25 protein-coding genes and 1 tRNA gene are annotated in these 25,531 nt (G+C 71.5%); 9 read left to right on the forward strand and 17 right to left on the reverse strand.

The window, feature by feature from the left end:
- The first annotated feature begins 36 nt into the window (after positions 1 to 36).
- Positions 37 to 627, forward strand: a complete 591-nt coding sequence (locus tag ACTWJ8_RS16515) for an isochorismatase family protein (RefSeq protein WP_356376266.1) — start codon at positions 37 to 39, stop codon at positions 625 to 627.
- Between the two features lie 4 nt (positions 628 to 631).
- On the opposite strand, the gene ACTWJ8_RS16520 is transcribed toward ACTWJ8_RS16515, so the two are convergent.
- On the reverse strand, positions 632 to 949 hold the full coding sequence (locus tag ACTWJ8_RS16520; RefSeq protein ID WP_356376263.1) for a hypothetical protein: 318 nt from the start codon (positions 947 to 949) through the stop codon (positions 632 to 634).
- A 124-nt stretch (positions 950 to 1,073) separates the two neighbouring features.
- Positions 1,074 to 3,479, reverse strand: a complete 2,406-nt coding sequence (locus tag ACTWJ8_RS16525; protein WP_356376261.1) for an immune inhibitor A domain-containing protein — start codon at positions 3,477 to 3,479, stop codon at positions 1,074 to 1,076.
- 315 nt (positions 3,480 to 3,794) lie between these two features.
- On the opposite strand from ACTWJ8_RS16525, the gene ACTWJ8_RS16530 reads away from it, so the two are divergent.
- Positions 3,795 to 4,082, forward strand: a complete 288-nt coding sequence (locus ACTWJ8_RS16530) for a hypothetical protein (RefSeq protein ID WP_356376258.1) — start codon at positions 3,795 to 3,797, stop codon at positions 4,080 to 4,082.
- Positions 4,083 to 4,119: 37 nt separating this feature from the next.
- Here the strand turns inward: ACTWJ8_RS16530 and ACTWJ8_RS16535 are convergent, their stop codons facing one another.
- Together ACTWJ8_RS16535 and ACTWJ8_RS16540 are read right to left on the reverse strand one after the other, a co-directional pair.
- Complete coding sequence (locus ACTWJ8_RS16535) at positions 4,120 to 4,776, reverse strand: RDD family protein (RefSeq protein WP_356376256.1); 657 nt, start codon at positions 4,774 to 4,776, stop codon at positions 4,120 to 4,122.
- A gap of 66 nt (positions 4,777 to 4,842) precedes the next feature.
- Entirely contained in the window at positions 4,843 to 6,246 is a 1,404-nt protein-coding gene (locus ACTWJ8_RS16540; RefSeq protein WP_443264282.1) for an RDD family protein, read from the reverse strand.
- 232 nt (positions 6,247 to 6,478) lie between these two features.
- Here ACTWJ8_RS16540 and ACTWJ8_RS16545 point away from each other — a divergent pair, with 232 nt between their 5' ends.
- Positions 6,479 to 6,952: an SsgA family sporulation/cell division regulator gene (locus ACTWJ8_RS16545; RefSeq protein ID WP_356376250.1), complete on the forward strand. Its 474-nt coding sequence runs from the start codon at positions 6,479 to 6,481 to the stop codon at positions 6,950 to 6,952.
- A 19-nt stretch (positions 6,953 to 6,971) separates the two neighbouring features.
- On the opposite strand, the gene ACTWJ8_RS16550 is transcribed toward ACTWJ8_RS16545, so the two are convergent.
- The 6 genes from ACTWJ8_RS16550 to hppD all read right to left on the reverse strand — a co-directional run bounded on the left by ACTWJ8_RS16550 (position 6,972) and on the right by hppD (position 11,070).
- Positions 6,972 to 7,166 (reverse strand): hypothetical protein, encoded by a 195-nt coding sequence (locus ACTWJ8_RS16550; RefSeq protein ID WP_443264284.1) that lies wholly within the window; start codon positions 7,164 to 7,166, stop codon positions 6,972 to 6,974.
- A gap of 159 nt (positions 7,167 to 7,325) precedes the next feature.
- Positions 7,326 to 8,696, reverse strand: coding sequence for an FAD-binding oxidoreductase (locus ACTWJ8_RS16555; RefSeq protein WP_443264286.1), 1,371 nt, complete (start codon positions 8,694 to 8,696; stop codon positions 7,326 to 7,328).
- Positions 8,697 to 8,754: 58 nt separating this feature from the next.
- Complete coding sequence (gene nthA, locus ACTWJ8_RS16560) at positions 8,755 to 9,342, reverse strand: nitrile hydratase subunit alpha (RefSeq protein WP_356376242.1); 588 nt, start codon at positions 9,340 to 9,342, stop codon at positions 8,755 to 8,757.
- Positions 9,332 to 9,625 carry an SH3-like domain-containing protein gene (locus tag ACTWJ8_RS16565; protein ID WP_356376239.1) on the reverse strand — a complete coding sequence of 98 codons (294 nt, stop codon included), beginning with the start codon at positions 9,623 to 9,625 and terminating at the stop codon, positions 9,332 to 9,334. Before ACTWJ8_RS16565 ends, nthA begins: the two co-directional genes overlap by 11 nt.
- Positions 9,618 to 9,902: a hypothetical protein gene (locus ACTWJ8_RS16570; RefSeq protein ID WP_356376236.1), complete on the reverse strand. Its 285-nt coding sequence runs from the start codon at positions 9,900 to 9,902 to the stop codon at positions 9,618 to 9,620. The genes ACTWJ8_RS16565 and ACTWJ8_RS16570 overlap by 8 nt, the downstream gene beginning before the upstream one ends.
- A gap of 22 nt (positions 9,903 to 9,924) precedes the next feature.
- Positions 9,925 to 11,070 (reverse strand): 4-hydroxyphenylpyruvate dioxygenase, encoded by a 1,146-nt coding sequence (gene hppD, locus ACTWJ8_RS16575; protein WP_356376233.1) that lies wholly within the window; start codon positions 11,068 to 11,070, stop codon positions 9,925 to 9,927.
- 136 nt (positions 11,071 to 11,206) lie between these two features.
- On the opposite strand from hppD, the gene ACTWJ8_RS16580 reads away from it, so the two are divergent.
- From ACTWJ8_RS16580 to ACTWJ8_RS16600, 5 genes are read left to right on the forward strand one after another with little or no spacing between them, the layout of a single operon-like run.
- A complete protein-coding gene (locus tag ACTWJ8_RS16580) occupies positions 11,207 to 11,677 on the forward strand; it encodes an Lrp/AsnC family transcriptional regulator (RefSeq protein WP_443264288.1) in 471 nt (156 codons plus the stop codon).
- A 34-nt stretch (positions 11,678 to 11,711) separates the two neighbouring features.
- On the forward strand, positions 11,712 to 12,359 hold the full coding sequence (locus ACTWJ8_RS16585; protein WP_356376228.1) for an ABC transporter permease: 648 nt from the start codon (positions 11,712 to 11,714) through the stop codon (positions 12,357 to 12,359).
- Positions 12,352 to 13,617, forward strand: a complete 1,266-nt coding sequence (locus tag ACTWJ8_RS16590; RefSeq protein WP_356376225.1) for a betaine/proline/choline family ABC transporter ATP-binding protein — start codon at positions 12,352 to 12,354, stop codon at positions 13,615 to 13,617. The genes ACTWJ8_RS16585 and ACTWJ8_RS16590 overlap by 8 nt, the downstream gene beginning before the upstream one ends.
- On the forward strand, positions 13,614 to 14,483 hold the full coding sequence (locus ACTWJ8_RS16595; RefSeq protein ID WP_356376222.1) for an ABC transporter permease: 870 nt from the start codon (positions 13,614 to 13,616) through the stop codon (positions 14,481 to 14,483). Before ACTWJ8_RS16590 ends, ACTWJ8_RS16595 begins: the two co-directional genes overlap by 4 nt.
- On the forward strand, positions 14,480 to 15,448 hold the full coding sequence (locus ACTWJ8_RS16600) for a glycine betaine ABC transporter substrate-binding protein (RefSeq protein ID WP_356376219.1): 969 nt from the start codon (positions 14,480 to 14,482) through the stop codon (positions 15,446 to 15,448). The genes ACTWJ8_RS16595 and ACTWJ8_RS16600 overlap by 4 nt, the downstream gene beginning before the upstream one ends.
- A gap of 21 nt (positions 15,449 to 15,469) precedes the next feature.
- Here the strand turns inward: ACTWJ8_RS16600 and ACTWJ8_RS16605 are convergent, their stop codons facing one another.
- The 4 genes from ACTWJ8_RS16605 to ACTWJ8_RS16620 all read right to left on the reverse strand — a co-directional run bounded on the left by ACTWJ8_RS16605 (position 15,470) and on the right by ACTWJ8_RS16620 (position 20,664).
- A complete protein-coding gene (locus ACTWJ8_RS16605; RefSeq protein WP_356376216.1) occupies positions 15,470 to 16,261 on the reverse strand; it encodes a S16 family serine protease in 792 nt (263 codons plus the stop codon).
- A 47-nt stretch (positions 16,262 to 16,308) separates the two neighbouring features.
- The gene (locus ACTWJ8_RS16610) at positions 16,309 to 16,950 is read right to left on the reverse strand and encodes an IclR family transcriptional regulator (RefSeq protein ID WP_356376214.1); all 642 of its coding nucleotides are present in this window, start codon (positions 16,948 to 16,950) and stop codon (positions 16,309 to 16,311) included.
- Between the two features lie 321 nt (positions 16,951 to 17,271).
- The gene (locus tag ACTWJ8_RS16615; protein ID WP_356376211.1) at positions 17,272 to 19,074 is read right to left on the reverse strand and encodes a DEAD/DEAH box helicase; all 1,803 of its coding nucleotides are present in this window, start codon (positions 19,072 to 19,074) and stop codon (positions 17,272 to 17,274) included.
- Between the two features lie 147 nt (positions 19,075 to 19,221).
- On the reverse strand, positions 19,222 to 20,664 hold the full coding sequence (locus ACTWJ8_RS16620; RefSeq protein WP_443264290.1) for an MFS transporter: 1,443 nt from the start codon (positions 20,662 to 20,664) through the stop codon (positions 19,222 to 19,224).
- Between the two features lie 184 nt (positions 20,665 to 20,848).
- Here ACTWJ8_RS16620 and ACTWJ8_RS16625 point away from each other — a divergent pair.
- Positions 20,849 to 20,923: transfer RNA gene (locus ACTWJ8_RS16625), tRNA-Cys, on the forward strand.
- A gap of 57 nt (positions 20,924 to 20,980) precedes the next feature.
- Here the strand turns inward: ACTWJ8_RS16625 and ACTWJ8_RS16630 are convergent.
- From ACTWJ8_RS16630 to ACTWJ8_RS16640, 3 genes are read right to left on the reverse strand one after another with little or no spacing between them, the layout of a single operon-like run.
- Positions 20,981 to 23,290 carry a xanthine dehydrogenase family protein molybdopterin-binding subunit gene (locus tag ACTWJ8_RS16630; protein ID WP_356376205.1) on the reverse strand — a complete coding sequence of 770 codons (2,310 nt, stop codon included), beginning with the start codon at positions 23,288 to 23,290 and terminating at the stop codon, positions 20,981 to 20,983.
- A complete protein-coding gene (locus tag ACTWJ8_RS16635; protein ID WP_356376202.1) occupies positions 23,287 to 24,564 on the reverse strand; it encodes a 2Fe-2S iron-sulfur cluster-binding protein in 1,278 nt (425 codons plus the stop codon). Before ACTWJ8_RS16635 ends, ACTWJ8_RS16630 begins: the two co-directional genes overlap by 4 nt.
- Positions 24,561 to 25,460 carry an FAD binding domain-containing protein gene (locus tag ACTWJ8_RS16640; RefSeq protein WP_356376200.1) on the reverse strand — a complete coding sequence of 300 codons (900 nt, stop codon included), beginning with the start codon at positions 25,458 to 25,460 and terminating at the stop codon, positions 24,561 to 24,563. The genes ACTWJ8_RS16635 and ACTWJ8_RS16640 overlap by 4 nt, the downstream gene beginning before the upstream one ends.
- Between the last annotated feature and the right edge of the window lie 71 nt (positions 25,461 to 25,531).

Raw genomic sequence — 25,531 nt, forward strand, 5'->3', positions numbered from 1 at the left:
CTACGCTCGTAGTCTCCAAGCAGAAGGACAGCAATCATGCGCCGCGCCCTGATCGTCGTAGACGTGCAGAACGACTTCTGCGAGGGCGGCAGCCTCGCGGTGGCGGGAGGTGCCGACGTCGCTGCCGCGATCACCGACCTCGTCGGGCAGGCCGGTGGCGGCGGCTACCAGCACGTCGTCGCCACGCGTGACCACCACATCGACCCCGGTGACCACTTCTCGGACGCGCCGGACTTCGCGCACAGCTGGCCCCGGCACTGCGTGGCCGGGACAGAGGGCGTGGGGTTCCACCCGAACTTCGCCCCCGCGGTCGCCTCGGGCGCGATCGACGCGGTGTTCGACAAGGGCGCGCACTCGGCCGCGTACAGCGGGTTCGAGGGCACCGACGAGAACGGGGTGCCGCTCGCGGAGTGGCTGCGGCGGCGCGAGGTGTCCGAGGTCGACGTGGTCGGCATCGCCACGGATCACTGCGTGCGGGCCACGGCCGTGGACGCGGCGCGCGAGGGGTTCCGCACCCACGTGCTGCTCGACCTCACGGCCGGGGTGTCCGCCGCCTCCACGGAGGCGGCCCTCGAGGAGCTGCGCTCGGCCGGGGTCGAACTCAGCGGCAAGCCCGTGGTCGCCTAGGCCCCTAGGCCGCCGGGCTGGTCCGCAGCAGCGCCCTGATCGGGTGCCACAGCTCGCCCGATCTCGTGTCCGGGGCCGTGCGCCATATCAGGCCGTCGGGGTGGTGCAGGACCGCCGTTATCTCGTCCGGGGTCGGCGGCTGGGCGTTGCCCCGGAGATAGACCGCGCGCAGGCCCAGATTGCGCAGGCGGGTCAGGGCGCGGGGCCGGTTCGCGGCGTGCACCAGGACCCGTACGGCGCCGTCGGCCGAGCCCGGCGCGGGCAGGGTCAGGGCCACCACCACGGTGCCGCCCGGCAGCTTGCAGAACCCTCCTGCGGACATGACTGTCACACCCCCGTGAGACGTAGTGTCAATAAGGAACTCACAGGACGCACCTAAGCACGACCGGCCGCGACCCCGCTAGAGGGTCGCGGCCGAATCGCTTCTGACCTGGGCTTTTACCGTTTTACTTGCCCGAGGGGCCCACCTTGACCGTGATCGAGGAGCCGTCGAGCGGCTGCTTCACGATGCTGATCCTGGTGTTGGTGTCAGTTGTGCGCACGCTCCCCGTGGGGTTCTCGGGGTACCAGTACGTGCCCTTGTGATCGTCGAAGACCGGGACGCCGGCCTGCGCCGGGATCTTCGTCTCGACGCCCAGCTTGTGGAGCGTCATGCCGGGGACCGGGTAGCGGCCGAAGGCGGCGTCGTACGGCGTGATCTTGTTGGTGATCAACTTGCCGTCGGCCCACTTCAGCGGCTTCGCGTGCGCGTCGACCGGGAGGATCAGGCCCTGGCCCGGGTGCTGGCCGACGTTGTTGTTGCGCTGCGAGGTGTCCCACTGCCAGATCATGAGGCCGGGGCGGTACGCGTAGTGCTCGACCCAGTTCTGCTTGGCCCCGCCGTCGCGCCAGCCGAAGTTGTACGGGCCGACCTTCAGGGTCTTGTCGTACGACACGTACTGACGGTTCTCCGCGAGGTAGAACTGCGGGTAGTCGCCGGAGATGGACGCGCCGATGCGGGAGAAGCCGCGCGTGGTCCAACCGGACTGCTCGGACTCGGCGTTGTCGGTGAAGACCGCCGAACCGTCCGCCTTGACCGTGAAGTTGTCGAAGGCGAAGCCCATCTGGGCGACGCCGCCGTCGGTCTTGTAGCGGAAGCGGACGTCGATCTTCTGTCCGGCGTAGGCGTCCAGCGGGTAGACGAGGTGCTGGAACTTTCCGTTGGTGCCGGTGAGGGCGGGCTTGTCGCCGCCGTCGCGCGGGATCGGCTGACCGTCGGCGGTGCCGTCGATGGTCTTCCAGCTCGCGCCGCCGTCCGTCGACACCTGCGTGTACAGGTAGTCGTAGTCCTTCTCGATGTCGTACCAGCCGTCGAGTTCGAGCGAGCCGGACTTCTTGCCGGTCAGGTCGACCGTGCGCGACAGCGTGTTGTCGAGGTCGTCGCCGTAGTCCGACCACCACTGCTTCGTGCCCTCGGCGGGCTTCACGATGTCCGTGGTGACGTTCTTCTTCGGCAGTTCGACGACGAGCGCCTGCTTCAGCTTGGTGTTGTACTCGGCGACGCCCAGCTTGTGCGTCGACCGGGTCGCGGCCTTCGCCTTGTCATAGTTGAGCCAGCCGAGCTGGAGCTTGTCCCAGGCGGTCATGTCGCCCGGCATGTCGCCGATGGCGTCCTTGCCGGTGCCGAGCCAGGAGCCCGCCGACATCAGCGACCAGAAGCCGACCGAGTTCTCGCCGGTGTACGTGGTGTCGTACAGGTCGGGCAGGCCGAGGTCGTGGCCGTACTCGTGGGCGAAGACGCCGAGGCCGCCGTTCTCCGGCTGCATCGTGTAGTCGCCGACCCAGATGCCGGTGTCGCCGATCGGGGTGCCGCCCGCCTTGAAGCCGGCCGGGCCCGTCTCGCCGTCGTCGCGGGAGTAGGCGTAACCGCGGTGCGCCCACAGGGAGTCGCCGCCCTGCGCGCCGCCGCCCGCCGAGCCGTCCTCGCCCGCGTGCACGATCTGGAAGTGGTCGATGTAGCCGTCCGGCTCGTTGAAGTTGCCGTCGTTGTCGTGGTCCGTGCGGTCCCACTGGTCGTACTGGGCCATGTCGGCCTTGATGTCGGCGTCCGTCTTGCCGGCCGCCTTCTGCTGCGCGACCCAGGCGTTGACGCCGTCGCGGACCAGGTCCTCGACGTTCGGGCAGTTGTCGGCGCCGCAGTAGTTGGAGCCGTAACGGGCCTCGTTCCACTCGACCTTGACCCAGTCGGAGACCTCGCCCTCGACCGAGTAGCGGCCCGAGGAGGTCTTCTCGTAATAGGTCTTGAGGGAGTCGGCGCCCTTGCCGGATGCGGTCTTGCCGTCCCCGAAGTACAGGTCCTTGTAGTGCTGGGAGTTGTAGTCCTTCTGCCAGGCCGTGCTGTTGTCCTTCGCACGGTCCGGCTCGGCTATCTGGTTGTGCAGCGGGCCCGGCGTGCCGCCGTACTTGGGCTTCAGCTCGTCCGTGTCGTCGTCCGCGCGGTCCACCAGGGTCGTGTTGTCGACCTTGTCGCCGAACTCGGCCAGGATCGTGAAGATCTTGTCCGTGCGCTCGCGGCCCAGCTCGACGTACTTGCCCTTGGACAGCTCCACGACCTTGGAGCCGTGCTTCTCCTGGACCTTCGACGTGCCCTGGAGGACCTGCTGGAGTGCGGCCTGCCGCTGCTTCTCCTGCTGCTTGCTGAACGGGCCGTCGAAGACGTGGCCCTTGCCTCCGTAGGTCTTTCCGGAGGTCGCGCTCGTGGTGGCCGGGGTGTCGGCCTGGGCGGTGGTCGCCGCGAGCGAGCCGGTGGCCGCGGTGGCGGCGAGCGTCGCGATGACGGCGACGGATCTCAACGCCCGTCTCTTGGTGGTCACTTGAGTGGTCCCCTCCTCCGTGGCCTGACAGCCACGCGTCACAAGTGACGTCATTTGACCGGAAGTAGAGGAGAAATAACAGACCTTGACTGAGACCTTCACATTGCACTATGCAGAGCGCTCGGTTCGTATTCCGGACGCGCTGTGACGGCAGGCCCCACGAGCAACGGGCGCGCCGTCCCGTCCATTTGGTGGACCTGATGACTCCGTGCGCCCCCCATGCTCCGGCGGCAGTGCTTAGGGCATGCTTACCGGGCGCTCGCCTCGGGCACAGGTCCGAATAGTTCCCCCGATGTCACGAGGACGGATGTCGCCATGCCTCGCCCGACTGTCGCACAGCTCGCCTACGGATCGGCCACCGTCGTCTGCTCGACCATCGCCATGGTTCTGCTGTCCCGGACGGAATCGGGCCCCGGCATCCCGGTCATCGCCGTGTCGGCGCTCATCCTGGGGCTGTTCGTGGCGATGTCGGTGCCCACCCGCAGGCGGGAGACCGCCGCCGAGGAGCGGGTGCCCGCGCAGCGCCTCGGCGCCACGCTCCCCTCCCCCACGGCCCAGAGCCCCACCGAGCCCGCGCGCACGCGCGAACCGGCGGGCCCGTGAGGCACGGACCCGCCGGTTCGCCGGTGCGGTCTTCCGATCAGGCGGTGCTGACCACCACGGTCTTCGCCGCCTTGTCGTGCAGGCCCTGCTTGTAGGGCTTGTCGAAGAAGCTCCAGCCGCCGCTGATCGCCGTCCAGATGCAGGCGCAGCAGAACACGGCGGGCACCCACAGCACGATCGCGCGCAGCAGGCTGGTCTGGGTGCTCGGCGTCGCGCCGTCGCTCAGGTTCGCGACGCGCAGGTGCAGCCACTTCTTGCCGAGCGTCTGCCCGGTCCTCGCCGTCATCAGCGTGTCGTAGCCGACGTAGAGGATCGCGCCGAGCAGCGACTGGCCGAAGCGCTTGCCGTAGTCCATGTCGTCGGGGTCGACGTTCGCCTGGAGCAGGCCGAAGGCCCAGGAGAGCAGGCCGACGACGATCACGACGAGGATGATGTCGATGATCCGGGCGAGGACCCGCTTCCCGCTGTCGGCCAGCGGCGGCATCCCGGCGAGCGGATCGGCTGCGCCGTACCCGCCACCGTAGGGATCACCGCCGTACGGAGGCGGGGGCGGGGGCGGCGGGGGGCCCGAGCCGTAGGGGTTCTGCGGAGTGTCGTACGGCGAGCCGCCGCCCTGGTCGGAGGGCGGCGGCTTGCGGAACGGGTCGTCGTCCGGCGGCTGGCCGGACCCGGAGGGCGGCGGTTGGGTGCTCATGGCCCGAGTGGACCGCGAACACCGGGGCCACGCACGTGGCGGGCCGCCGTCCGGATGACCCGGTCGTCAGTCGGCGGCCACGAAGGTGCCCGCCGCCTTGTCGTGCAGGCACTGGCGCCACGGGCGGTCGAAGGCGCCCCACAGGATGCCGAGGAGCCCCACCGCGAAGACGGTCGGCACGCTGTAGACGAGCCAGCGCTTGAGGGCCGCGAGGAACGTCGGGGCGTCGTGCTCCTCGATGTCCTGGACCGTCAGGCCGAGCAGCTTCTTGCCGAGGGTGTGGCCCCACTTCGACGTCGGCAGCGCCTCGTAGAGCGTGCCGACCACGAGCAGCATGGCGAGCACGATGCCCAGGTAGGTGCCGGTCGTGCCGTCGAGCAGCCAGACCGTGACCTGGTGCCCGGAGGCCTTGGCCTCGTCGATCTTGCCGTTGATGTGGTCGACGGCCTTGGTGCCGAGCGGCACGGCGACGGTCGCGGTGACCCCGCCGACGATCACCGAGTCGATCAGCCGGGCCAGGAACCGCTTGCCGAGTCCTGCCGGGCGGGCGGCGGCAGCGGCCTGCGCGGCGGCGAGGAACGGGTCGGTGGAGACCGGCTTGAACGGGGTGACGGGACCGTTCGGATCCGCGGCGGGCGCGGGGGCCTGGCCCTGCGGCTGCCCCTGGCCCGCCAGTTGGTGCACCTGCTGCGGCCAGGACGGAGAACCACCGCCGGGGCCCTGCGTCATGGGCGTCTGGAGGGGCGCCTGCGCCTGCTGCGGCGGCTGCGGGGCCTGCTGCTGCGCCGGGGCGGGCTGCTGGGGCTGCTGCTGCGGGACGTTGGGCTGCGGCTGGGCCGGGGCGGGCGCGGGGGCCGGCTGCGGGTTCAGGCCGGCGCGCGCCTGCGCCTGGGACTGCGCACCGCTCTGACCCGTCCGACCGCTCTGGCCGCCCTGCTGCCCGTCCTGCTTCGGCAGCGCGCGGAACGCCATCGTGCCGTCGGAGTCCGGCTGTTGCATGGCGCGGAGCTTGACCGTGCCGTCCGGGCGCTCGGGCGGGGCGGACGCCTCCGCCTCCGGCGCCTGCGCGTTCGGATCCGCGCCCCAGGAGACGCGGCGGGCCTGCTCGGCGCCGAATCCGGACTGGTGCGCGGCGTCGGCGCCCCAGGCGGACGCGGGCTCGGGCGCCACGGGGGCGGTCTGCCCCGTCTGGTCGGGAGGCCCCATCTCCGTGCGGACGGACGGCTCCTCGTCGAGGAAGACGGGTCCCGTCTCCTCCGCGGGCGGGGGCTCGTGGGCCACGGCGGGGGCGGGCACGGCGCCCGCTCCGGCAGGGGTCGGCAGCGACTCTCCGTCGGCCGGGGCGGGGCGACTGGTGCCCGGCACCCACGCGGCCCCGTTCCAGTACCGGACATATCCGGGAATGGACGGATCGGGGTAGTAGCCTTCGCGGGGCCTGTCGTCGCCGGGGGCCGGGGTTGGGGCACTCATGTCCGTCGTCCCGTATCTGCTCGGGGGTCTTGTTGTGAGGTCCACATCTATCAGACGGCCGCGCCCGCCCGTGCCGCTCCGCCGTTACGGACCACTTTCCGGGGAACCTGACGCCCCCGCGCGAGGTCCGAAGAAATTCTTCTGGGAACTCGCGTAATGCTCCGGGCCGATCGTGCTCTCACCTTCCGACGGACCCGCTCCGGGTCCGCGCGGACGAGAGGAAACGCACGACATGAACACCGTGGTGGAACGCGAACTGGAGATGAAGCTGGTGCTCTCGCCGGAGCGCAGCATCCCCGTCCCCGCCCGGCTGACGTACCGCGTCGCCGACCCCTACGCCGTCCACATCACCTTCCACATCGGGTCGCACCACCCGGTCAACTGGACGTTCGCGCGCGAGCTGCTCGTGGAGGGCGTCTTCCGGCCCTGCGGGCACGGCGACGTGCGGGTGTGGCCGACGAAGGTGGACGGGCGCAGCGTGGTCCTGGTGGCGCTGAGCTCGCCGGACGGGGACGCGCTCCTGGAGGCGCCGACCGCGCAGGTCTCGGCCTGGCTGGAGCGCACGCTGCGGGCCGTGCCGCCCGGCACGGAGGCGGATCAACTCGGCCTCGACGACGCCCTGGCCGAACTGCTGACGCCGACCCCGGCGACCGACGACCTGTACCTGTGCGACCCGTGGCCGGGCGACGAGTCCGAGGACCTGTGAGCGGCCGCGCGGAGGCGGATCACTCGGCGGCGTTACCGGGCTGGACGGTCCCGGTGAGCGAGGTGCCCGCCGGGGCCGGGCCCGGGTCCGCGACCGCGGTGCCGACGGCGAGGCCGATGGAGGAGAGCGCGAGCGCGCCGACCAGCACGGCTGCGGTGGTCCTGCGGCGGCGGGCGGACTTGTCGTGGTGGCGGCCTGCGGTGCTGTGGCTCATCGGCGGGTTCTCATCTGGCTGCGGGATGCCGGCCGGCGCCCTGACGGCCGACCGCGCGACCTCTCAAGGGTGCCGCCGGAGCACCCCCGGCCACCTGAGGCTTTCGTCCTTTATGTGGGCGATACGTGACCGGGGACGCACTCCCCGCGACCGGTGCGGTCAGAACAGCTTGCCGGGGTTGAGCAGGCCCAGCGGGTCGAAGGCCGCCTTCACCGCCTGCTGCATCTCGACCCCGACCGGGCCGAGTTCGCGGGCGAGCCACTCCTTCTTGAGGACGCCGACGCCGTGTTCGCCGGTGATGGTGCCGCCGAGGTCGAGGCCGAGCGCCATGATCTCGTCGAAGGACTCGCGGGCCCTGCGCCCCTCGTCGGCGTTCTGGGCGTCGAAGCAGACGGTGGGGTGCGTGTTGCCGTCGCCCGCGTGCGCGCAGACACCGATGGTCAGGTCGTACTTCTCGGCGATCCGCTCGACGCCCTCGAGCAGTTCGCCCAGCTTGGAGCGGGGCACGCAGACGTCGTCGATCATCGTCGTGCCCTTGACCTCCTCCAGCGCGGTGAGCGAGAGGCGGCGCGCCTGGAGCAGCATCTCCGATTCGGCGGCGTCCTCGGCGGGCACCACCTGGGTCGCGCCCGCGGCCTCGCACAGCGCGCCGACGGCGGCGAGGTCGGCGGCCGGGTCCGGGGTGTCGAAAGCGGCGAGCAGCAGCGCCTCCGTGGTCTCCGGGAGGCCCATGTTGGCCATGTCGTTGACGGCCTTGACCGTCGTACGGTCCATGAGTTCGAGCAGGGACGGGACGTGCCCGCCCTCCATGATCCGGCAGACCGCGTCGCAGGCGGCGTCCGCGGTGGCGAACTCGGCGGCGAGCACGAGCTGCTGGGGCGGCTGGGGCTTGAGCGCGAGCGTCGCCTTCACGACCACGCCGAGGCTGCCCTCGGAGCCCACGAAGAGCCGCGTGAGGTCGTAGCCCGCGACGCCCTTCGCGGTGCGCTTGCCGGTCTGGAGCAGTCGGCCGTCGGCGAGGACGACGTCGAGCCCGAGCACGTACTCCGCCGTCACGCCGTACTTCACGCAGCACAGGCCGCCCGAGGCCGTGCCGATGTTTCCGCCGATGGTGCACATCTCCCAGCTGGACGGGTCCGGCGGGTAGTAGAGCCCGTGTTCGTTGACCGCGCGGGAGAGCGTGGCGTTGATGACGCCCGGTTCGACGACGGCGATCCGGTCGACCGGGTTGATCTCCAGGATGCGGTCCATCTTGACGAGCGAGAGGACGATGCAGCCCTCGCTCGCGTTGGCGCCGCCGGAAAGGCCCGTGCGGGCGCCCTGCGGGACGACCGGGACGCGCAGCGCGGTCGCCGTGCGCATCACGTGCTGGACCTCTTCGACGGTGCGCGGCAGGACGACGACGGCGGGGGCTCCGGCGTCGCAGAAGCTGGCCATGTCGTGGGCGTACGAGGCGGTGACGTCGGAATCGACGATGATCGCTTCCGCGGGCAGGCCCGCGCGGAGCTCTTCCATGAGTGTGCGGCTCATGATCACACCCTCGCACTCCGTGCGGACGGTGTGAACCCCTCGGTTCCGCCGCGACGCGTCACACCAGAGCGGTGCCGATCAGGCCGTTGCGGGTGACCAAGGCGGCCAAGTCCGGCTCGGTCAGACCCTCCGTTCCGGCGGGACGCCGCGGCAGGACCATGTAGCGGGTCTCGGCGCTGGAGTCCCAGACGGTGATCTTGACCTCGTCGGGGAGCGAGACGCCGAACTCGCCCAGGACCGCCCGTGGTTCGCGCACCACGCGGGAGCGGTACGCCTCGCTCTTGTACCAGCCGGGGGACGGGCCGAGGAGGCGCAGCGGGTAGCAGGAGCAGAGGGTGCACACGATGACGTTGTGCTCGTCCGCGGTGTTCTCGGCGACCCGCAGCCGCTGGGGCTGGACTCCCCCGGCGGCGAAGCCCAGTTCGGCGACGGCCGCCGAGCCGTCCGCGAGCAGCCGCTCCTTGAACGCCGGGTCGGTCCAGGCGCGGGCCACCACCTTCGCGCCGTTGACCGGTGACGCGCCCGCGAGGAAGCCGTCGATGACCTCGTCGACGGTCTCGCCGCCGACGATGCCCTTGGCCTCCAGGATGCTCTCCAGGGCCCGTACGCGGCGGGAGATCACCGCGTCGTCGTGGTTACCCGACATCGTCCGTCCCGGCCTTCCTGAGGTAGCTCTCGGACAGGTCGAGGACGACGTCGTGCCCGCCCTCGCCCCACAGTTCGCGGGCCGTGAACCGCACCGCGTAGATCATCTCGACGGGGGCGTCGTCGCGCCCCTGCGCGCGCACGTCGGCGAGCGGCGCCCTGCCCTCCGGCTCGACGACGACGCCGAGCTTTCCGCGGGCGTAGCGCGGGAGGCGGGTGTGGTGCGGCGGGTCGTGGCGGTAGGTGCGGACCCGGTCGCCGGGCGCGAAGGCCGGTTCAGACATGGTCGAGGGCGCCTTCCTCGATGACGCCCTTGCGTTCGAGGAGCACACGGATCGCGTGGAACCAGCGCTCGTAGTACGAGGCCGCGAGGTACTCCCGGGGCGGCATCGTCTCGATGGCGTCCCGGAACTCGTCGAGGTTGAAGACCTTCTGGACGAGCAGCGCGCGCTGGAGCGCGAAGACCCGCGCCTCCCAGTCCGCGTGGAAGGGTTCGGCGTCATCGCTGGTGTCGATGGCGCCGAACCCCGTTGTCCCGCCTACGTCGTTCATCCTGGCCATGCGGCCAGACTAGGCGCGGAGGCTACAGATTTCCGCGCTTCTCCTGCTCCCGCTCGATCGCCTCGAAGAGGGCCTTGAAGTTGCCCTTGCCGAAGCCCATCGAGCCGTGCCGCTCGATCATCTCGAAGAAGACGGTCGGCTTGTCCTGGACCGGCTTGGTGAAGATCTGCAGCAGGTAGCCGTCCTCGTCGCGGTCGACGAGGATCTTCAGCTCGCGCAGCGTCTCGACGGGCACCCGGGTCTCGCCCGCCCATTCGCCGAGGGTGTCGTAGTACGAGTCGGGGGTGTCGAGGAACTGGACTCCGGCCGCGCGCATGGTCCGTACGGACGCGACGATGTCGTTCGTGGCGAGCGCGATGTGCTGGACGCCCGCGCCGCCGTAGAACTCCAGGTACTCGTCGATCTGGGACTTCTTCTTGGCGACGGCCGGCTCGTTGATCGGGAACTTGACCTTGAGCGTGCCGTCGGCGACGACCTTCGACATCAGCGCGCTGTACTCGGTCGCGATGTCGTCGCCCACGAACTCCTTCATGTTCGTGAAGCCCATGACCTTGTTGTAGAACGCCACCCACTCGTTCATCCTGCCGAGTTCGACGTTGCCCACGCAGTGGTCGATGGCCTGGAAGGTGCGCTTGGCCGGGGGCTCGACGATCGGGTCCGCGGCGACGAATCCGGGCAGGTAGGGGCCGTCGTAGCCGGAGCGCTCGACGAGGGTGTGGCGGGTCTTGCCGTACGTGGCGATGGCGGCGCGCACGACGGTGCCGTGCTCGTCCTTCGTCTCGTACGGCTCCTCGATGCCGCGGGCGCCGTGCTCGACGGCGTACGCGTACGCGGCGCGGGCGTCCGGGACCTCGATGGCGAGGTCGACGACGCCGTCGCCGTGCGCGGCGACGTGGTCCTGGAGGAAGCTGCCCCACTCGGTGGAGGCCTTGATGACGGAGGTGAAGACGAAGCGGGCCGAGCCGTTGGTGAGGACGTAGGACGCCGTCTCGCGGCTGCCGTTCTCCGGTCCGGAGTAGGCGACGAGCTTCATGCCGAAGGCGGTCGAGTAGTAGTGCGCGGCCTGCTTGGCGTTGCCCACGGCGAAGACGACCGCGTCCATCCCCTTGACCGGGAAGGGGTCGGCCTGCCGTGCGGTGTCGGGGGTGTGGTGTGTGGTCTGCGTCATACGGTGAGGTTCCCGCCGCTCCGCAAGGTGCGCAATAGTTTGCGTTTTCGCTGGGCAATCTGACCAGTGGAAGCCGCGCTGTGGCGGGCTTTGTGTACAGGATGACCACCAGGAGACGCGAGAGACGGAGTCGCGCATGGCGATCGACGATCTGGACGGGCGGCTCATCGTGCTGCTCGCCCGCGAACCGCGCATCGGGGTCCTGGAGATGTCGCGCCGCCTCGGCGTCGCCCGCGGCACCGTGCAGGCCCGCCTCGACCGGCTTACCTCGAACGGAGTCATCCGCGGCTTCGGCCCCCAGGTGGACCCGGCCGCGCTCGGCTATCCGGTCACCGCGTTCGCGACGCTCCAGATCAGGCAGGGGCAAGGAGCCGATGTCAGGACCCATTTGGACGGCGTCCCCGAGGTCCTGGAGCTGCACACGACGACCGGCAGCGGCGACATGCTGTGCCGCCTCGTGGCCCGCTCGAACGCCGACCTTCAACGTGTGATCGACCGGGTTGTCGGCTTTGATGGCATCGTCCGGGCTTCCACGGCGATTGTCATCGAAAATCCTGTTCCGCTGCGCGTCATCCCTCTGGTGGAACAGGCGTCAGGAGATTCCTGACGGCTATCCGAGCACCGCCCGGAAGTGAGGTGCGATGAACTTCTGGGACTATCTGACGGCCCGGCACCAGCAGCTGCTCGCCGATGCCTACCAGCATGCGAGCGCCGTCTTCCAGTGCATGGTCCTCGCGACGCTGATCGGCATCGTCATCGGCGTCATCTCGTATCGCAGCGAATGGGCCGGGAACCTGGCGACGACCGCCACCTCGACCATTCTCACCATCCCCTCCCTCGCCATGATCGGTCTGCTGATCCCGATCGTGGGCCTCGGCGTCGCGCCGACCGTCATCGCGCTGACCCTGTACGGGCTGCTGCCGATCGTGCGGAACGCGATCGTGGGCCTGCGCGGCGTCGACCCCGCGCTGATCGACGCGGCGAAGGGCATCGGCATGTCCCGCACGGCCCGCCTGTTCCGGGTGGAGCTGCCGCTCGCCTGGCCGCCGATCCTCACCGGGATCCGGGTCTCCACGCAGATGCTGATGGGCATCGCCGCCATCGCCGCGTTCGCCTCGGGCCCCGGCCTCGGCAACGAGATCTTCCGCGGCATCGCCTCCCTGGGCAGCGCAAACGCGCTCAACCAGGTGCTCGCCGGAACGCTCGGCATCATCATTCTCGCCCTGCTCTTCGACGCCGCGTACGTCCTCATCGGACGGCTGACCATCCCGAGGGGGATCCGTGCCTGAGACCGCAACGACCGAAGACCCCCAGGCGTCCGGGGCCAGCATCGAGCTGGAGAACCTCACCAAGCGCTACCCGGGCTCGGCCACCCCCGCCGTGGACAGCGTCAACATGGAGATCAAGGCGGGCGAACTGATCATCTTCGTGGGCCCCTCCGGCTGTGGGAAGTCCACGACGCTGAAGATGATCAACCGGCTCATCGAGCCGACCGGCGGCCGGATCCGGATCGGCGGCGAGGACGTCACCGACATGGACCCGGTGAAGCTGCGCAGGAAGGTCGGGTACGCGATCCAGTCCTCCGGGCTCTTCCCGCACATGACGGTCGCCCAGAACATCGCGCTCGTGCCGAAGATGGTCGGCTGGTCCAAGTCGAGGATCAAGTCGCGGGTCGAGGAGATGCTCGACCTGGTCGGTCTCGACCCCGCCGAGTTCCACAACCGCTACCCGCGCCAGCTCTCCGGCGGCCAGCAGCAGCGCGTCGGCGTGGCACGGGCGCTCGCCGCCGACCCGCCCGTCCTCCTGATGGACGAGCCGTTCGGCGCGGTCGACCCGATCACCCGCGACCACCTCCAGGACGAGCTGATCCGGCTCCAGCACGAGCTGCACAAGACGATCGTCTTCGTCACCCACGACTTCGACGAGGCGATCAAGCTCGGCGACCGGATCGCCGTACTGCGCGAGAAGTCGCACATCGCGCAGTTCGACACCCCGGAGGCGATCCTCACCAACCCGGCGGACGACTTCGTGTCCGGGTTCGTGGGCGCGGGCGCCGCCCTCAAGCGCCTCAATCTGACCCGCGTACGCGACGTGGAGGTCACCGACTACCCGACGGTGCACGTCGACGACCCGCTCCAGGACATCTTCAACAAGCTGCGGGCGGCGGGCACGAACGAGCTGCTGCTGCTCGACAGGCGCGGCCGGCCCTACAAGTGGCTGCGGCGCGGCGACATGATGCGCGCCAAGGGCTCCCTGGCCCGCGCGGGCACCCTCGTGCACGACACCGTCACCCGCGACGCCACCCTCCGCGACGCCCTGGAGGCGGTCCTCACCGACAACGCGGGCCGCGTGGCGGTGACCGGGCGGCGCGGCGCGTACGAGGGCGTCGTCGACATGGAGACGCTGATGAACTCCGTGCACGAGCTCCTGGAGGCCGACCGGCTCGAAGCGGTCGAGCACCAGCACGAGCTGGAGGAGAAGCGCGCCGAGCAGACCCACCTGGAGCAGGAGGGCTCCCTGGGCACCGAGGGGGAGGCGAAGGCGTGAGCACTCCGTCCCGCAAAGCGCCCCCGAAGGGCGAGCGCCCCGAGGGCGAGCACGAGGTCAAGGGCCTCGCGTTCCGCGACGAGGGCGAGGCCGAGCAGGAGTCGCGCTCGCCCATCCAGAAGGAGCCGTCGCGGATCACCTGGAAGAAGCTGACGTTCCTGCCGGTCTTCCTGGTCCTGGTGCTGCTGATCACGTGGCTGTGGTTCCGCAACGCCGACCTCGACACGATCTCCCAGAACGCCATCTCCGGCGGCAATGTGGGCAAGGCGCTGCGCCAGCACATCAGCCTGACCGTGATCTCCACGTTCTTCGTGCTGATCATCGCGATTCCGCTGGGGATCCTGCTGACCCGCAAGATGTTCCGCAAGGCGACCCCGGTCGCCCTGGCGATCGCCAACATGGGGCAGGCGACCCCGGCGATCGGCCTGCTCGCCCTGCTCGTCATCTGGCTGGGCATCGGCGAGCGTTCGGCCCTGATCGGCATCATCATCTACGCGATCCTGCCGGTGCTCTCCAACACCATCGCGGGCCTCAAGGCCAACGACCCGACGCTCCTCGAAGCGGCGAAGGGCATCGGCATGTCGCCGATGGGCGTGCTCCGCAAGGTCGAACTCCCCCTCGCCGTACCGCTGATCCTCGCGGGCGTGCGCACGGCCCTCGTCCTCAACGTCGGCACGGCGACCCTCGCCACCTTCGGCGGGGGCGGTGGCCTCGGCGTCCTCATCACGACCGGCATCACCAACCAGCGGATGCCGGTCCTGATGCTCGGCTCGATCCTCACGATCGCGCTCGCCCTGCTCGTCGACTGGCTGGCCTCGCTGGCCGAACTGCTGCTGCGCCCGCGCGGGTTGGAGGTGCGCTCATGAAGTACCGCGTACGAGTGGCCGTGGCGGCGGGCTGCGGGGTCGCGCTCCTCGCGGGCTGCGGGCTGACCAGCGGCAGCCCGCTGGTCGACGACGTGCAGCCGGGGTCCATCGGCAAGGGCAAGCCGCTGGACGGGGCGAGCATCACCGTCACGTCCAAGGAGTTCACGGAGCAGCTGGTGCTCGGCGCGATCATGGGCATCGCGTTCAAGGCGGCGGGCGCGGACGTCCTCGACAGGACCGGCATCCAGGGCTCCATCGGCGCCCGCGAGGCCGTCAAGTCCGGGGACGCGGACGCCATGTACGAGTACACGGGCACGGCCTGGATCACGTATCTCGGCAACTCGGACCCGATCCCGGACCCGCAGAAGCAGTTCGAGGCGGTGCGCAAGGCCGACAAGAAGAACGGCCTCACGTGGCTGCCGCAGGCCGAGCTGAACAACACCTACGCGCTCGCCGCGAACAACGCCAACTTCAAGAAGTACGGCACCAAGACGCTCTCCGACGTCGCCGCGCTCGCCAAGAAGGACCCGAAGGCCGTCACGCTGTGCGTGGAGAGCGAGTTCGCCAACCGGGCCGACGGCCTGCCCGGCATGCAGAAGGCGTACGGGATGAGCCTGCCGCCCGGCAACATCACGCAGATGGACAGCGGCATCATCTACACGCAGGCGTCCAAGGGCAGTTGCACGTTCGGCGAGGTCTACACGACCGACGGCCGCATCAAGGCGATGCACCTGAACGTCATGGAGGACGACAAGAAGTTCTTCCCGAACTACAACGCGGCGCCCTCCATCAACACCAAGGCGCTCGAGAAGTACCCGAAGATGGCGGACATCCTGGAGCCGATCACCAAGAAGCTCAACAACACCGTCGCCCAGGACCTCAACGCGAAGGTGGACGTCGACGGGCAGGACCCGCACGACGTGGCCAAGGACTGGCTCGTCCAGGAGGGCTTCGTCAAGGAGTGACGCGGTGGGCGCGGGACCCGCTCAGCAGGTGGGGACCGTGCCCGAGCCCTTCTCCAGGTTCGTCAGCGCGGTCATGGTGCCCTTGAGCGTGCTCACCGAGATCAGCTTCATCGACTTCGGGGCCGACGCCTTCGCGTCCGAGCACTCGGCCTTCGGCACGAGGAAGACCGTGGCGCCGTCGCGGTCCGCGGCCTGCACCTTCAGCGAGACGCCGCCGACCGGGCCGACCTTGCCGTCGGCGTCGATGGTGCCGGTGCCGGCGATGGACCTGCCGCCGGTGAGGTCGCCGCCGCTGCCGTCGCCGTCCAGCTTGTCGATGATGCCGAGGGAGAAGAGCAGGCCCGCGCTCGGGCCGCCGACGTCGCCGAGCTGGAGGTCGACCCTGACCTTCTTCGACGACTCGCCGAGGTAGGAGAGGGCGGCCTCGGTGGCGGCGTCCTGCGAGCCCTTCATCTCCTGCTGGTTGTGCTGCTCGATCTCCTTCGTGGAGCCGCCCGACGGATACACCGAGTCGCGCGGCATCACGGCCCGGTTCTCGGCGAACCAGCCCTTGAACACGTCGCCCAGGTGCACGGAGGCGTCGGGCCCCGTCGCCACGATGGTCACCGCGCGCAGCTTGCCCTCCGTGGTGCGGGTGGGCGCGCCGCTGATGTCGATGACGGGTTCGCCGTCCGACGTCCCGAGCACGTTCGTCGTCGGCCCCGGCTGCGCCACGGAGAACGGCAGCGGAGCGAAGATCGCGGCCGCGAGCAGCGCGACGACGGGGGCGGCGCAGAGGGCCAGGGCAACGGGGCGGCTGAGGCGATTGAGCACGAGGTGACTCTAACGCGACGGTTGCCGGGCAGTATCAAGCGCGATGGCTACCTGAGCGCGTCCGCCACCTCGCGGGCCGCGTCGAGCACCCGCGCGCCGACCCGTTCCGGGACGGAGTCCGAGAGCATGACGACGCCGACGCTGCCCTCGAGGCCCGTCACGCCGAGGAGCGGGGCCGCCGCGCCGCTCGCGCCCGCCTCCAGCTCGCCGTGCGTGAGCGTGTACCCGGTCTCCGGGAGCACGCCCTGGCGGGCGCCGAGGATGGCGCGGCCCGCGGCTCCCCGGTCGAGCGGGTGGCGGAAGCCGGTGCGGTACGCCACGTGGTAGTCGGTCCAGGTCGGCTCGACGACAGCCACGGCGAGCGCCTCCGAGCCGTCCACCAGGGTCAGGTGCGCCGTCGCCCCGATGTCCTCGGCGAGGGCGCGCAGCGCGGGCAGCGCGGCCTCCCGCACCAGCGGGTGCACCTGCCGGCCGAGCCGCAGCACGCCGAGCCCGACGCGGGCGCGGCCGCCCAGGTCGCGGCGGACGAGGGCGTGCTGCTCGAGGGTGGCCAGCAGACGGTAGACCACGGTGCGGTTGACGCCGAGCTTGTTGGAGAGCTCGGTCACGGTCAGCCCGTGGTCGGTGTCGGCGAGCAGTTTGAGGACGCGCAGTCCCCTGTCGAGCGTCTGGGAGGTCTCCGCGGTCACGACGCCCACTCCTTAGTGGTGAGGGACGGCCGCCTCCTGCGCGGGGGTCGCGTCACCTGTCCCGTGGGCGACGCGCGTCAGAGGCCGCCGGTCGGTGATCAGGCGCTGGGCTGCTTACGGCTGTCTTTTGACGCACCGGCTGCGCTCCGCGGCGGCGCTGCCACGGGGCGTGTGCGTTGCCCGGAATGTAGCGAGGTCGTCCCGCTGAGCGGAAGACTCCGTCCAGAATCCGGGCAGTGATCGGCCTGAGTTGTGCCCGATTGCCCGCACTTGATCCCCGTGTCAGTTCATGATCCCCGTGTCACTTCATGACCCCGGGGGTCACTTCATGCGCGTGGCCCACTCCTGCACCTTGGCGATGCGCTGGCGCAGCTGTCCGCCGGTCGCCTCGGCGCTCGGCGGGCCGCCGCAGACCCGGCGCAGCTCGGTGTGGATGACGCCGTGCGGCTTGCCGCTCTGATGCACGTACGCGCCGACCATCGTGTTCAGCTGCTTGCGCAGCTCCATCAGCTCCTTGTGGGAGACGACGGGGCGGCGGTCGGCCGGCAGCTCCAGGAGGTCGGCCTCGCTGTCCGGCTTCTTCTTGCTGTGCGAGATCTGCCGCGCCTGCCGCTTCTGGAGCAGCAGCTGCACCTGGTCGGGTTCGAGCAGGCCCGGGATGCCGAGGTAGTCCTGCTCCTCCTCGCTGCCGGGGTGCGCCTGCATGCCGAACTCGGCGCCGTTGTACATGACCCGGTCGAAGGTGGCCTCGGACTCCAGGGCCTCGAAGGCGAACTGCTCCTGCTCGCCGGTGTCCTCGTCCTGCTCCTTGTTCGCCTCCTCCATCTCCTTCTCGGACTCGGCGTACGGGTCCTCCTCGCCGTCCTTCTTCGGCTTGTCGAGGACGTGGTCGCGCTCGACCTCCATCTCGTTGGCGAAGCCGAGCAGGTCCGGGACGGTGGGCAGGAAGACGGAGGCCGTCTCGCCGCGCCTGCGGGAGCGCACGAAGCGGCCGACGGCCTGCGCGAAGAAGAGCGGCGTGGAGATCGTCGTGGCGTACACGCCGACCGCGAGGCGCGGGACGTCGACGCCCTCGGACACCATGCGGACCGCGACCATCCACCGGTCCTCGCTCGCCGCGAAGTCGTCGATCCGCTTCGAGGCGCCCGCGTCGTCGGAGAGCACGACGGTGGCCTTGGTGCCGGTGATCTCGCGGATCAGCTTCGCGTACGCGCGGGCCGAGTCCTGATCGGACGCGATGACGAGGCCGCCCGCGTCCGGGATGCCCTTGCGGACCTCGGTGAGGCGCGCGTCGGCGGCCCGCAGCACGCTGGGCATCCACTCGCCGCGCGGGTCGAGGGCGGTGCGCCAGGCCTGGCTGATGGCGTCCTTGGTCATCGGCTCGCCGAGCCGCGCCGCGATCTCGTCCCCGGCCTTCGTGCGCCAGCGCATGTTGCCGCTGTACGAGAGGAAGATGACGGGCCGCACGACGTTGTCGGCGAGCGCGTTCCCGTAGCCGTACGTGTAGTCGGCCGCGGAGCGCCGGATGCCGTCGTTGCCCTCCTCGTACTGGACGAAGGGGATCGGGTTCGTGTCGGAGCGGAACGGCGTACCGGTCAGGGCGAGGCGGCGGGTGGCCGGCTCGAACGCCTCCAGGCAGGCCTCGCCCCACGACTTCGAGTCACCGGCGTGGTGGATCTCGTCGAGGATCACCAGGGTCTTGCGCTGCTCGGAGCGGTTGCGGTGCAGCATCGGCCGCACGCCCACACCCGCGTACGTGACGGCGACGCCCTGGTACTCCTTGCTGAGCGGGCCCGCGCTGTACTCCGGGTCCAGCTTGATCCCTATGCGCGCTGCGGCCTCGGCCCACTGCTTCTTCAGGTGCTCGGTCGGCGCGACCACGGTCACCTGCTGCACGACGTGGTGGTGCAGCATCCAGGAGGCGAGGGTGAGGGCGAAGGTGGTCTTGCCTGCGCCCGGGGTGGCGACCGCGAGGAAGTCGCGCGGCTGCTCCTGGATGTACTTGTCCATCGCCGCCTGCTGCCAGGCACGCAGCTTGTTGGCGGTGCCCCAGGGGGCGCGGCCGGGGAAGGCGGGCGACAGGTGGGCGGACGAAGCAGAGGGCGTGGCGGATGTAGTAGTCACGGTCTCCGGTTACTCAAAGCTGGACGGCACGGCTACGTATGACAACCGGGCCACCCTACCGGTGACGTGGTTGACGGGCGCGGTCGGCGAGGCCGGACGGGGGCCGGTTGGGACATGCGTCACAGATCAACTCGGCGGATCCCGCGTCTACTTCCGCAGCCGCGTCGCCACCCATACGCCGACGAGCGCGACGGCGGCCATCGGCAGGAACACGGCGGCGAACGCGGCCGGGTGCGAGCCTCCCGCACCGTCCGCGACCCCGTGTCCGGCCGCGCCCACCGCTCCCCCGCCGAGCGCGGCGAAGGCGGCGCCGCCCGCGGCGAGCAGCAGCGCGTTGGAGAGCCCGTCGGAGATCTGGAGCGCCGCCGAGTTCGTCCCGGCCTCCTCGGGCGCGGACAGCTGGAGCAGCAGCACGGACGTGGACGAGATCACCAGGCCCATGCCGAGGCAGCCGAAGGCCCAGGCGACCGCCACGGTCCACACCGGCACGGCCGCGATCAGCACGCTGGGCGCGACCGCGATCGCCGCGGCGACCAGCACCATGCCGACCGCGACCAGCCGCTCCCGGTACGGCTCCACGCGCGGCCTCGACTGGAGCCAGGAGCCGAGCGCCCAGGTGCCGCCGCCCGCCGCGAGCGAGAACCCGGCGAGGGTGGGGCTGAGCCCGCGCTGCGTGACCAGCATCAGCGGCACGAAGGACTCGGCCGCGATGAACGAACCGGCCGCGATGCCGCGCAGCAGCACCACCGACGGAAGGCCGCGCGCCGCCCGGTAGGTGCCGCGCGGCAGCAGCCCGAGCACGGACGGCACGAGGAGGGCGGCGCCGACGACCGCGGGCAGCAGGGACAGCGGGCGCAGGTCCTGGGCGGCGTACTGGAGGAGTCCCGCGCCGAGCGAGATGCCGAGGGCGAGGCGGATGCGCCGCCGGTCGAAGGCGGCCCGCGCGGCGCCCTCGGGCGGTCCGCCGGCCCGCCGCCGCACCTGCGGGAGCGCGAGGGCGAGCGGCAGTACGACGAGGATCGGGATGCCGAGGAACACCCAGCGCCAGCCGATGTGCTCGGTCACGGCCCCCGAAGCGAGCGAGCCGACGATCGAGGGCACGACCCAGCTCGCCGCGAACGCCGCCATGATCGCGGGCCGCAGGCGCTCCGGGTAGGCGCGGCTGACCACGACGTAGAGGCCGACGATCACCAGGCCGCCGCCGAGGCCCTGCACGGCCCGTCCGGCGACGAACATCCACATGTTGCCCGCGGTCCCGGCGAGCAGCAGGCCCGCGGCGAAGGCGGCGATCCCGGCGGTGACCGGGCCGAGCGGTCCGCTGCGGTCGGCCCACTGCCCGGCGAGCACCATCCCGAACAGGCTGGTCGTGAAGAACGCGGAGAACGCGAAGGCGTACAGCGACACCCCGTCGAGCTCCCGCGCGGCGACGGGCATCGCGGTGCCCACGGCGGTCGCCTCGAAGGCGATGAGGAGCACCACGGTGACGATGCCGATGCTGAGCGCGCGATAGGTGCGGCCGAGGACACCTTCGGACTCGGTGGGTACGGGGCGTGCGGGGGCGTCGGGTGCGACGTCTTCGAGGGCGGCCATGCGGTTCAGGGTAAGGGGCGTGGGGCTCACTGACCCCTGTCGGGAGGCGGGAACCGGGGTGGTCCCTTGGTCGTAGGTCCGGGCCGCCGCGCGCCGCATTGTGAACGGCGCATGGCAGTCGTATTGCGGGGCGCCGGGAACCCTTGAGGGGCGGCGGAACGGGCCCGTAGCTTCATGAGCGCACGGCCGTGTGCCCGAGTGGCTTAGGGGTTCGCCTGCAAAGCGGATTACACCGGTTCGATTCCGGTCACGGCCTCCACGACGAAGGGGCGTCCCGCATTCCGCGGGGCGCCCCTTCGTCGTGCGTGCGTGCCGCTCAGGCGGTCGGCTCGGCCACCGCCGCCTGCGGCCTGATCGGCAGCCGGTTCACCGGGCGGCCGGTCGCCGCGCGGACCGCCGACGCGACGGCCGCGGGGGACGCGACCACGGGGGCCGCGCTCGCGGACTTCGCGCCGAACGGGGCCACCACGTCGCGCTCCTCGACCAGGTTCACGATGTGGATGTCCGGGGTGTCGAGCGCGGTCGGCAGCGCGTAGCCGGTGAAGTCGGGGCGGCGGACGACGCCCTTCGGGGTGCGCAGGTTCTCGGTGAGGGCCGCGCCCACGCCCTGCGTGACGCCCGCCTCGATACGGGCGGCGAGCTGGGCGGGGTTGAGGATCCGGCCGACGTCCTGGGCGACCGCGAGTTCGACGACGCGCACCGAGCCGAGCTCCACGTCCACGTCCACCACGGCGCGGATCGCGCAGAAGGCCATGCCGACGAACGCGTCGCCCTGCCCCTCGGCGTCCAGTGGCTCCGTCGGGTGCGGGCGGCACTGGGCGGTGGCCCACAGCTCCTTGCCGTCCATCGCCTCCTCGACGGTCGTCGAGAGCACACCGTCGTACGAGGTGATCTTGCCGTCGGCGATCTGGAGCAGCTCCGTGGACATGCCGAACTTGTGGGCCAGCGGCTGGAGGAGCTGGGTGCGGACCATCTTCGCGGCCCGCTCGACCGCGCCGCCCGACACCCACGTGTGACGGCCGCGGCAGCCGGGTCCGGCGGGCGGCTGGTCGGTGTCGACCGGCGCGACGTGGACCTCCTCGATGCCGAGCGTCTCCTGGACGATCTGGCGGGCGAGCGTGGCGAAGCCCTGGCCCGTCTCCACGGCGGCGCACAGCACCGTCGCGACGCCGTCCTGGACCTTCACGGTCGCCGTCGAGACCTCGTCCGCGCCCTCCGCGCCGAGCATGTGCACCATGCCGATGCCGTAGCCGACACCGCGCCGGATCGCGCCCGGCTCGCCGACGCCCTCGGGGCCTCCCGGCAGCAGCCAGTCCTCCTCGGGCGAGTCCTTCGGCAGCGGCGGCAGCGGGAAGTCCCGTACGGAGGTGAGGAGTTCCGCCACGGGCGCGGGGCAGGTCACCGTCTGCCCGGTCGGCAGCACGTCGCCGGTCGCCAGGACGTTGCGCATCCGCAGCTCGGCCGGGTCCACGCCCAGCTTCTTCGCGAGCTTGTCCATCTGCGCCTCGTACGCGGCGCAGACCTGCATCGCGCCCTCTCCGCGTACGTGACCGGAGGGCGGGTTGTTCGTGCGGACCGCCCAGCCCTCGATGGAGGCGTGCGGCACCACGTACGGGCCGCAGGCGAAGGAGACGGCGGCGGCGAGCGCGTCGGACGACGTGTCCGCGTACGCCCCGGCGTCGAGCAGGATCTGCGCCTCGACCTTGACGAGACGGCCCTCCGCGTCCGCGTGGTGGCGGTAGCGCAGCAGGGTGGGGTGGCGGTGCGGGTGGCCGAGGAAGGACTCCTCGCGGGACACCGCCAGCTTCACCGGGCAGCCGGTGTGCAGCGAGAGCAGGCCGAGCGGGAGGTGGAAGCTCGGGTCCTCGCGGTCGGCCGTCGCGCCCGGCACCCCGGTGACCACGACCTTGACGCGCTCGCGCTCCAGGCCGTACCGGGCGGCGGCCAGGTCGCGGTCGCCGTGCGGGTCGGTGGAGGCGATGTAGAGCTCGACGCCGCCGTCGGGGCGCGGCACGGCGAGCCCGGCCTCCGCGCCGATCGGCGCCGGGTCCTGGCGCCCGATGCGGTACAGGCCCTCGACGATCACCTCGCCCGTCGCCTCGGCGTCGCCGTGCTGGAGCGGGATGTGGCGGATCAGGTTGCCCTCGGGGTGCAGGGGCTCCGCCGCGAACGACTGCTCGGGGTCCGTGACCGGTTCCAGGACCTCGTACTCGACGATGATCGCGGCGGCGGCCATCCGCGCGGTGTCCGGGTGGTCGGCGGCGACCGCGGCGATGGCCTCGCCGTGGTGGCGCACCACGTCCGAGGCGAACATCGGGCGGTCGGCGGCGCGATGGCCCGCCAACGAGCCACCGGGGACGTCCTCGTGGGTGACGACCGCGCGCACGCCGGGCATCTCGCGCGCGTGGGTCGTGTCGATGGACACCACGCGCGCGTGCGCGTGCGGGGAGCGCAGGATCGCCGCCCAGAGCAGCCCCTCGGCCCACAGGTCGGCGGCGTACGGGAACGTGCCCTCGGTCTTCGCCTGCGCGTCCTCCGACGGCAGGGACATGCCGATCCCGTGCGGGAAGCTCTCCGGCTCGGGGGCCGTGGGGGCCTCGGAGGTCGTGGCCGTCTCGTTCGTCATGCCTGGCCTCCGTCCGGGAAGTCCTGCGGGTCGGGCGCGACCGGGCCCGCCTGGCGCGGGATCAGCGGCTCCTCGCCGCCGTCGTCGGCGGGCGATGTCTCGGTCGCGGCGTCGGCCGCCGCGCGCCGCTCCTCGGCCACCTGGCGCACGGCCTCCACGACGCCCCGGTAGCCGGAGCATCGGCACAAGTTGCCGCACAGCGCCTGGCGGGTCTCCAGGGCGGTCGGGTTCGGGTTGCCCTCCAGGAGGTCGTGCGCGGTCATCGCCATGCCGGGCACGCAGAAACCGCACTGCACGGCGCCGCACTCGGTCAGCGCGCGCTGCACGTCGGAGGGCCGGCCGTCGCTCGCGAGGCCCTCGACCGTACGGACCTCACTGCCGGCCGTCGTCGCGGCGGGCACCAGGCAGGACGCCACGAGCCTGCCGTCCACCTGCACGTTGCACGCGCCGCACTCGCCCTGCGAGCAGCCGTCCTTGGCCCCCGCGAGCCCGAGGCGCTCGCGCAGCACGTACAGCAGCGACTCGCCGATCCAGGCGTCCGTGACGGGCCGGTCGACGCCGTTCACGCGCAGCACGTAGCTGGCGAGGGGGTGGTCGTCGTGCAGGGGCGGGGCGGCGACGGGCTGCTGCTCTTCCTCGGCGTCCTCGGATGCTTCAGGCGCGGCTTCCGGCGCGGGGTCCGGCACATCGAGCCCCGCCTGCGCCTGAGGCGCGGGGTCCGGGGCGGAATCCTGTGGCGCGGGCTCGGCCGACGCCTCAGGGACGGCTTCCGGCTCGGCGCCCGCCACATCGGGCTCCGCGGGAGCAGGCTCGGGGTCCGCCCACGGCGCGGGCGCGCCACCCGGCAGGGTGGCGGGCGGCGACGCCGGTCCGCCCCATTGCTGCCCCGCCACCACGGACGTGGTGAACTCGCCCGACTCGTCGGGAAGTTCCCCCTCCGCGAGCGGAATCGACCACTGCCCGGTCTGCCCGTGGTGGGGCGCCTGCTCCGCCGGAGCGGGTTCGGGAGCGGGCTCCGGCGCGGGCTCGGGCCCGGCCCCGACGAGCTCCTCCGGCAGCGTCCACACACCCGTGGCGGCCGGATCGGTCGCGGCGGCGCCCGTGGCCGGACTCACCGTTATCTGCGGCGGCACATACCCGTGCCCAGGCGCGGCCAGCGGCGCCGCGTCCGGGAACCCCTCGGGCGGCAGCTGCACGAAGGCCGTGGCGTCGGAGTCGTACTCCCCCTGCGGGACCGGCTCCCAGCCGTCGGATCCGGGGTACTCGTTGGTCACGACAGCGCCCTCCCAAGTGCACGTCGGGCCAGCACGGCGACGGTGCGCCGCAGATGCAGTACGGCCGGCGACAACTGCTGCTGCGTGCCGTCCGGTGCGGGCTCCGGGTCGGGGACGCACGCGGCGGCGACGTACTCGCCGAAGGCGTGCACGGCCTCCGGCACGAGGGCGCCGCGCTCACCGTCCCAGTCGATGAGCGAGGCCACCCACTGCTCGGCCTCCAGGGGCCGCAGCGGCATCGGCGCGATGGCCCCGACGGCGCAGCGCACACCGCGCCGCGCCGGGTCGAGGACGAGCGCGACGGATGCCATGGCGCGCCCGGGGCCCGTACGCCCGGTGGCCTTCAGGAAGACCTGCGGCGCGTGCAGCAGCGGAACCCGTACGAATCCGATCAACTCGGCAGGACCGAGCATCTCCATGCCGGCCAGCAGGTGCGAGACCGGCACCTCGCGGCGGGCGCCGCCCTGCCCCGCGATGATCAGCGTGGCCTCGAGCGCGGCCAGTACGGGCAGTGTGTCGTTGGCGGGCGCGCCGGAGGCGATGTTGCCGCCGAGCGTCGCCGCGTTGCGGATCTGGGGTGGTCCGGAGGCGCGCGCGGCGGCGGCGAGGCCGGGGATGAGCGCGGCGAAGTCGGGGCGGCCGATGCGCGCGTGCGTGAGGCCCGCACCGAGCAGCGCGTTCCCGTCCTGGTACTGCCAGCCGCGGATCTCGCTGATCCGGCCGAGGCCGACGAGCGCGGCCGGGCGCAGTCCGCCCGAGTTGACCTGGGCCATCAGGTCGGTCCCCCCGGCCACCGGAACGGCGGCGGGCATGGCGGCGAGCGCCGCGACGGCCTCGTCCAGCGAACCCGGAAGTACCGCGGCCTGTGTCGTCGCCTGCGGTGCGTGCGTGGTCAAACCGGCTGCCCCTTCCCGATGTCCGGCCGCGTGCCTGGGCGGCGGCCCGGTCCCCCGCAAGGTCACGCTGG

Origin of the sequence: Streptomyces sp. SDT5-1 (genome assembly GCF_052245995.1) — a bacterium.
Classification (GTDB): Bacteria; Actinomycetota; Actinomycetes; order Streptomycetales; family Streptomycetaceae; genus Streptomyces.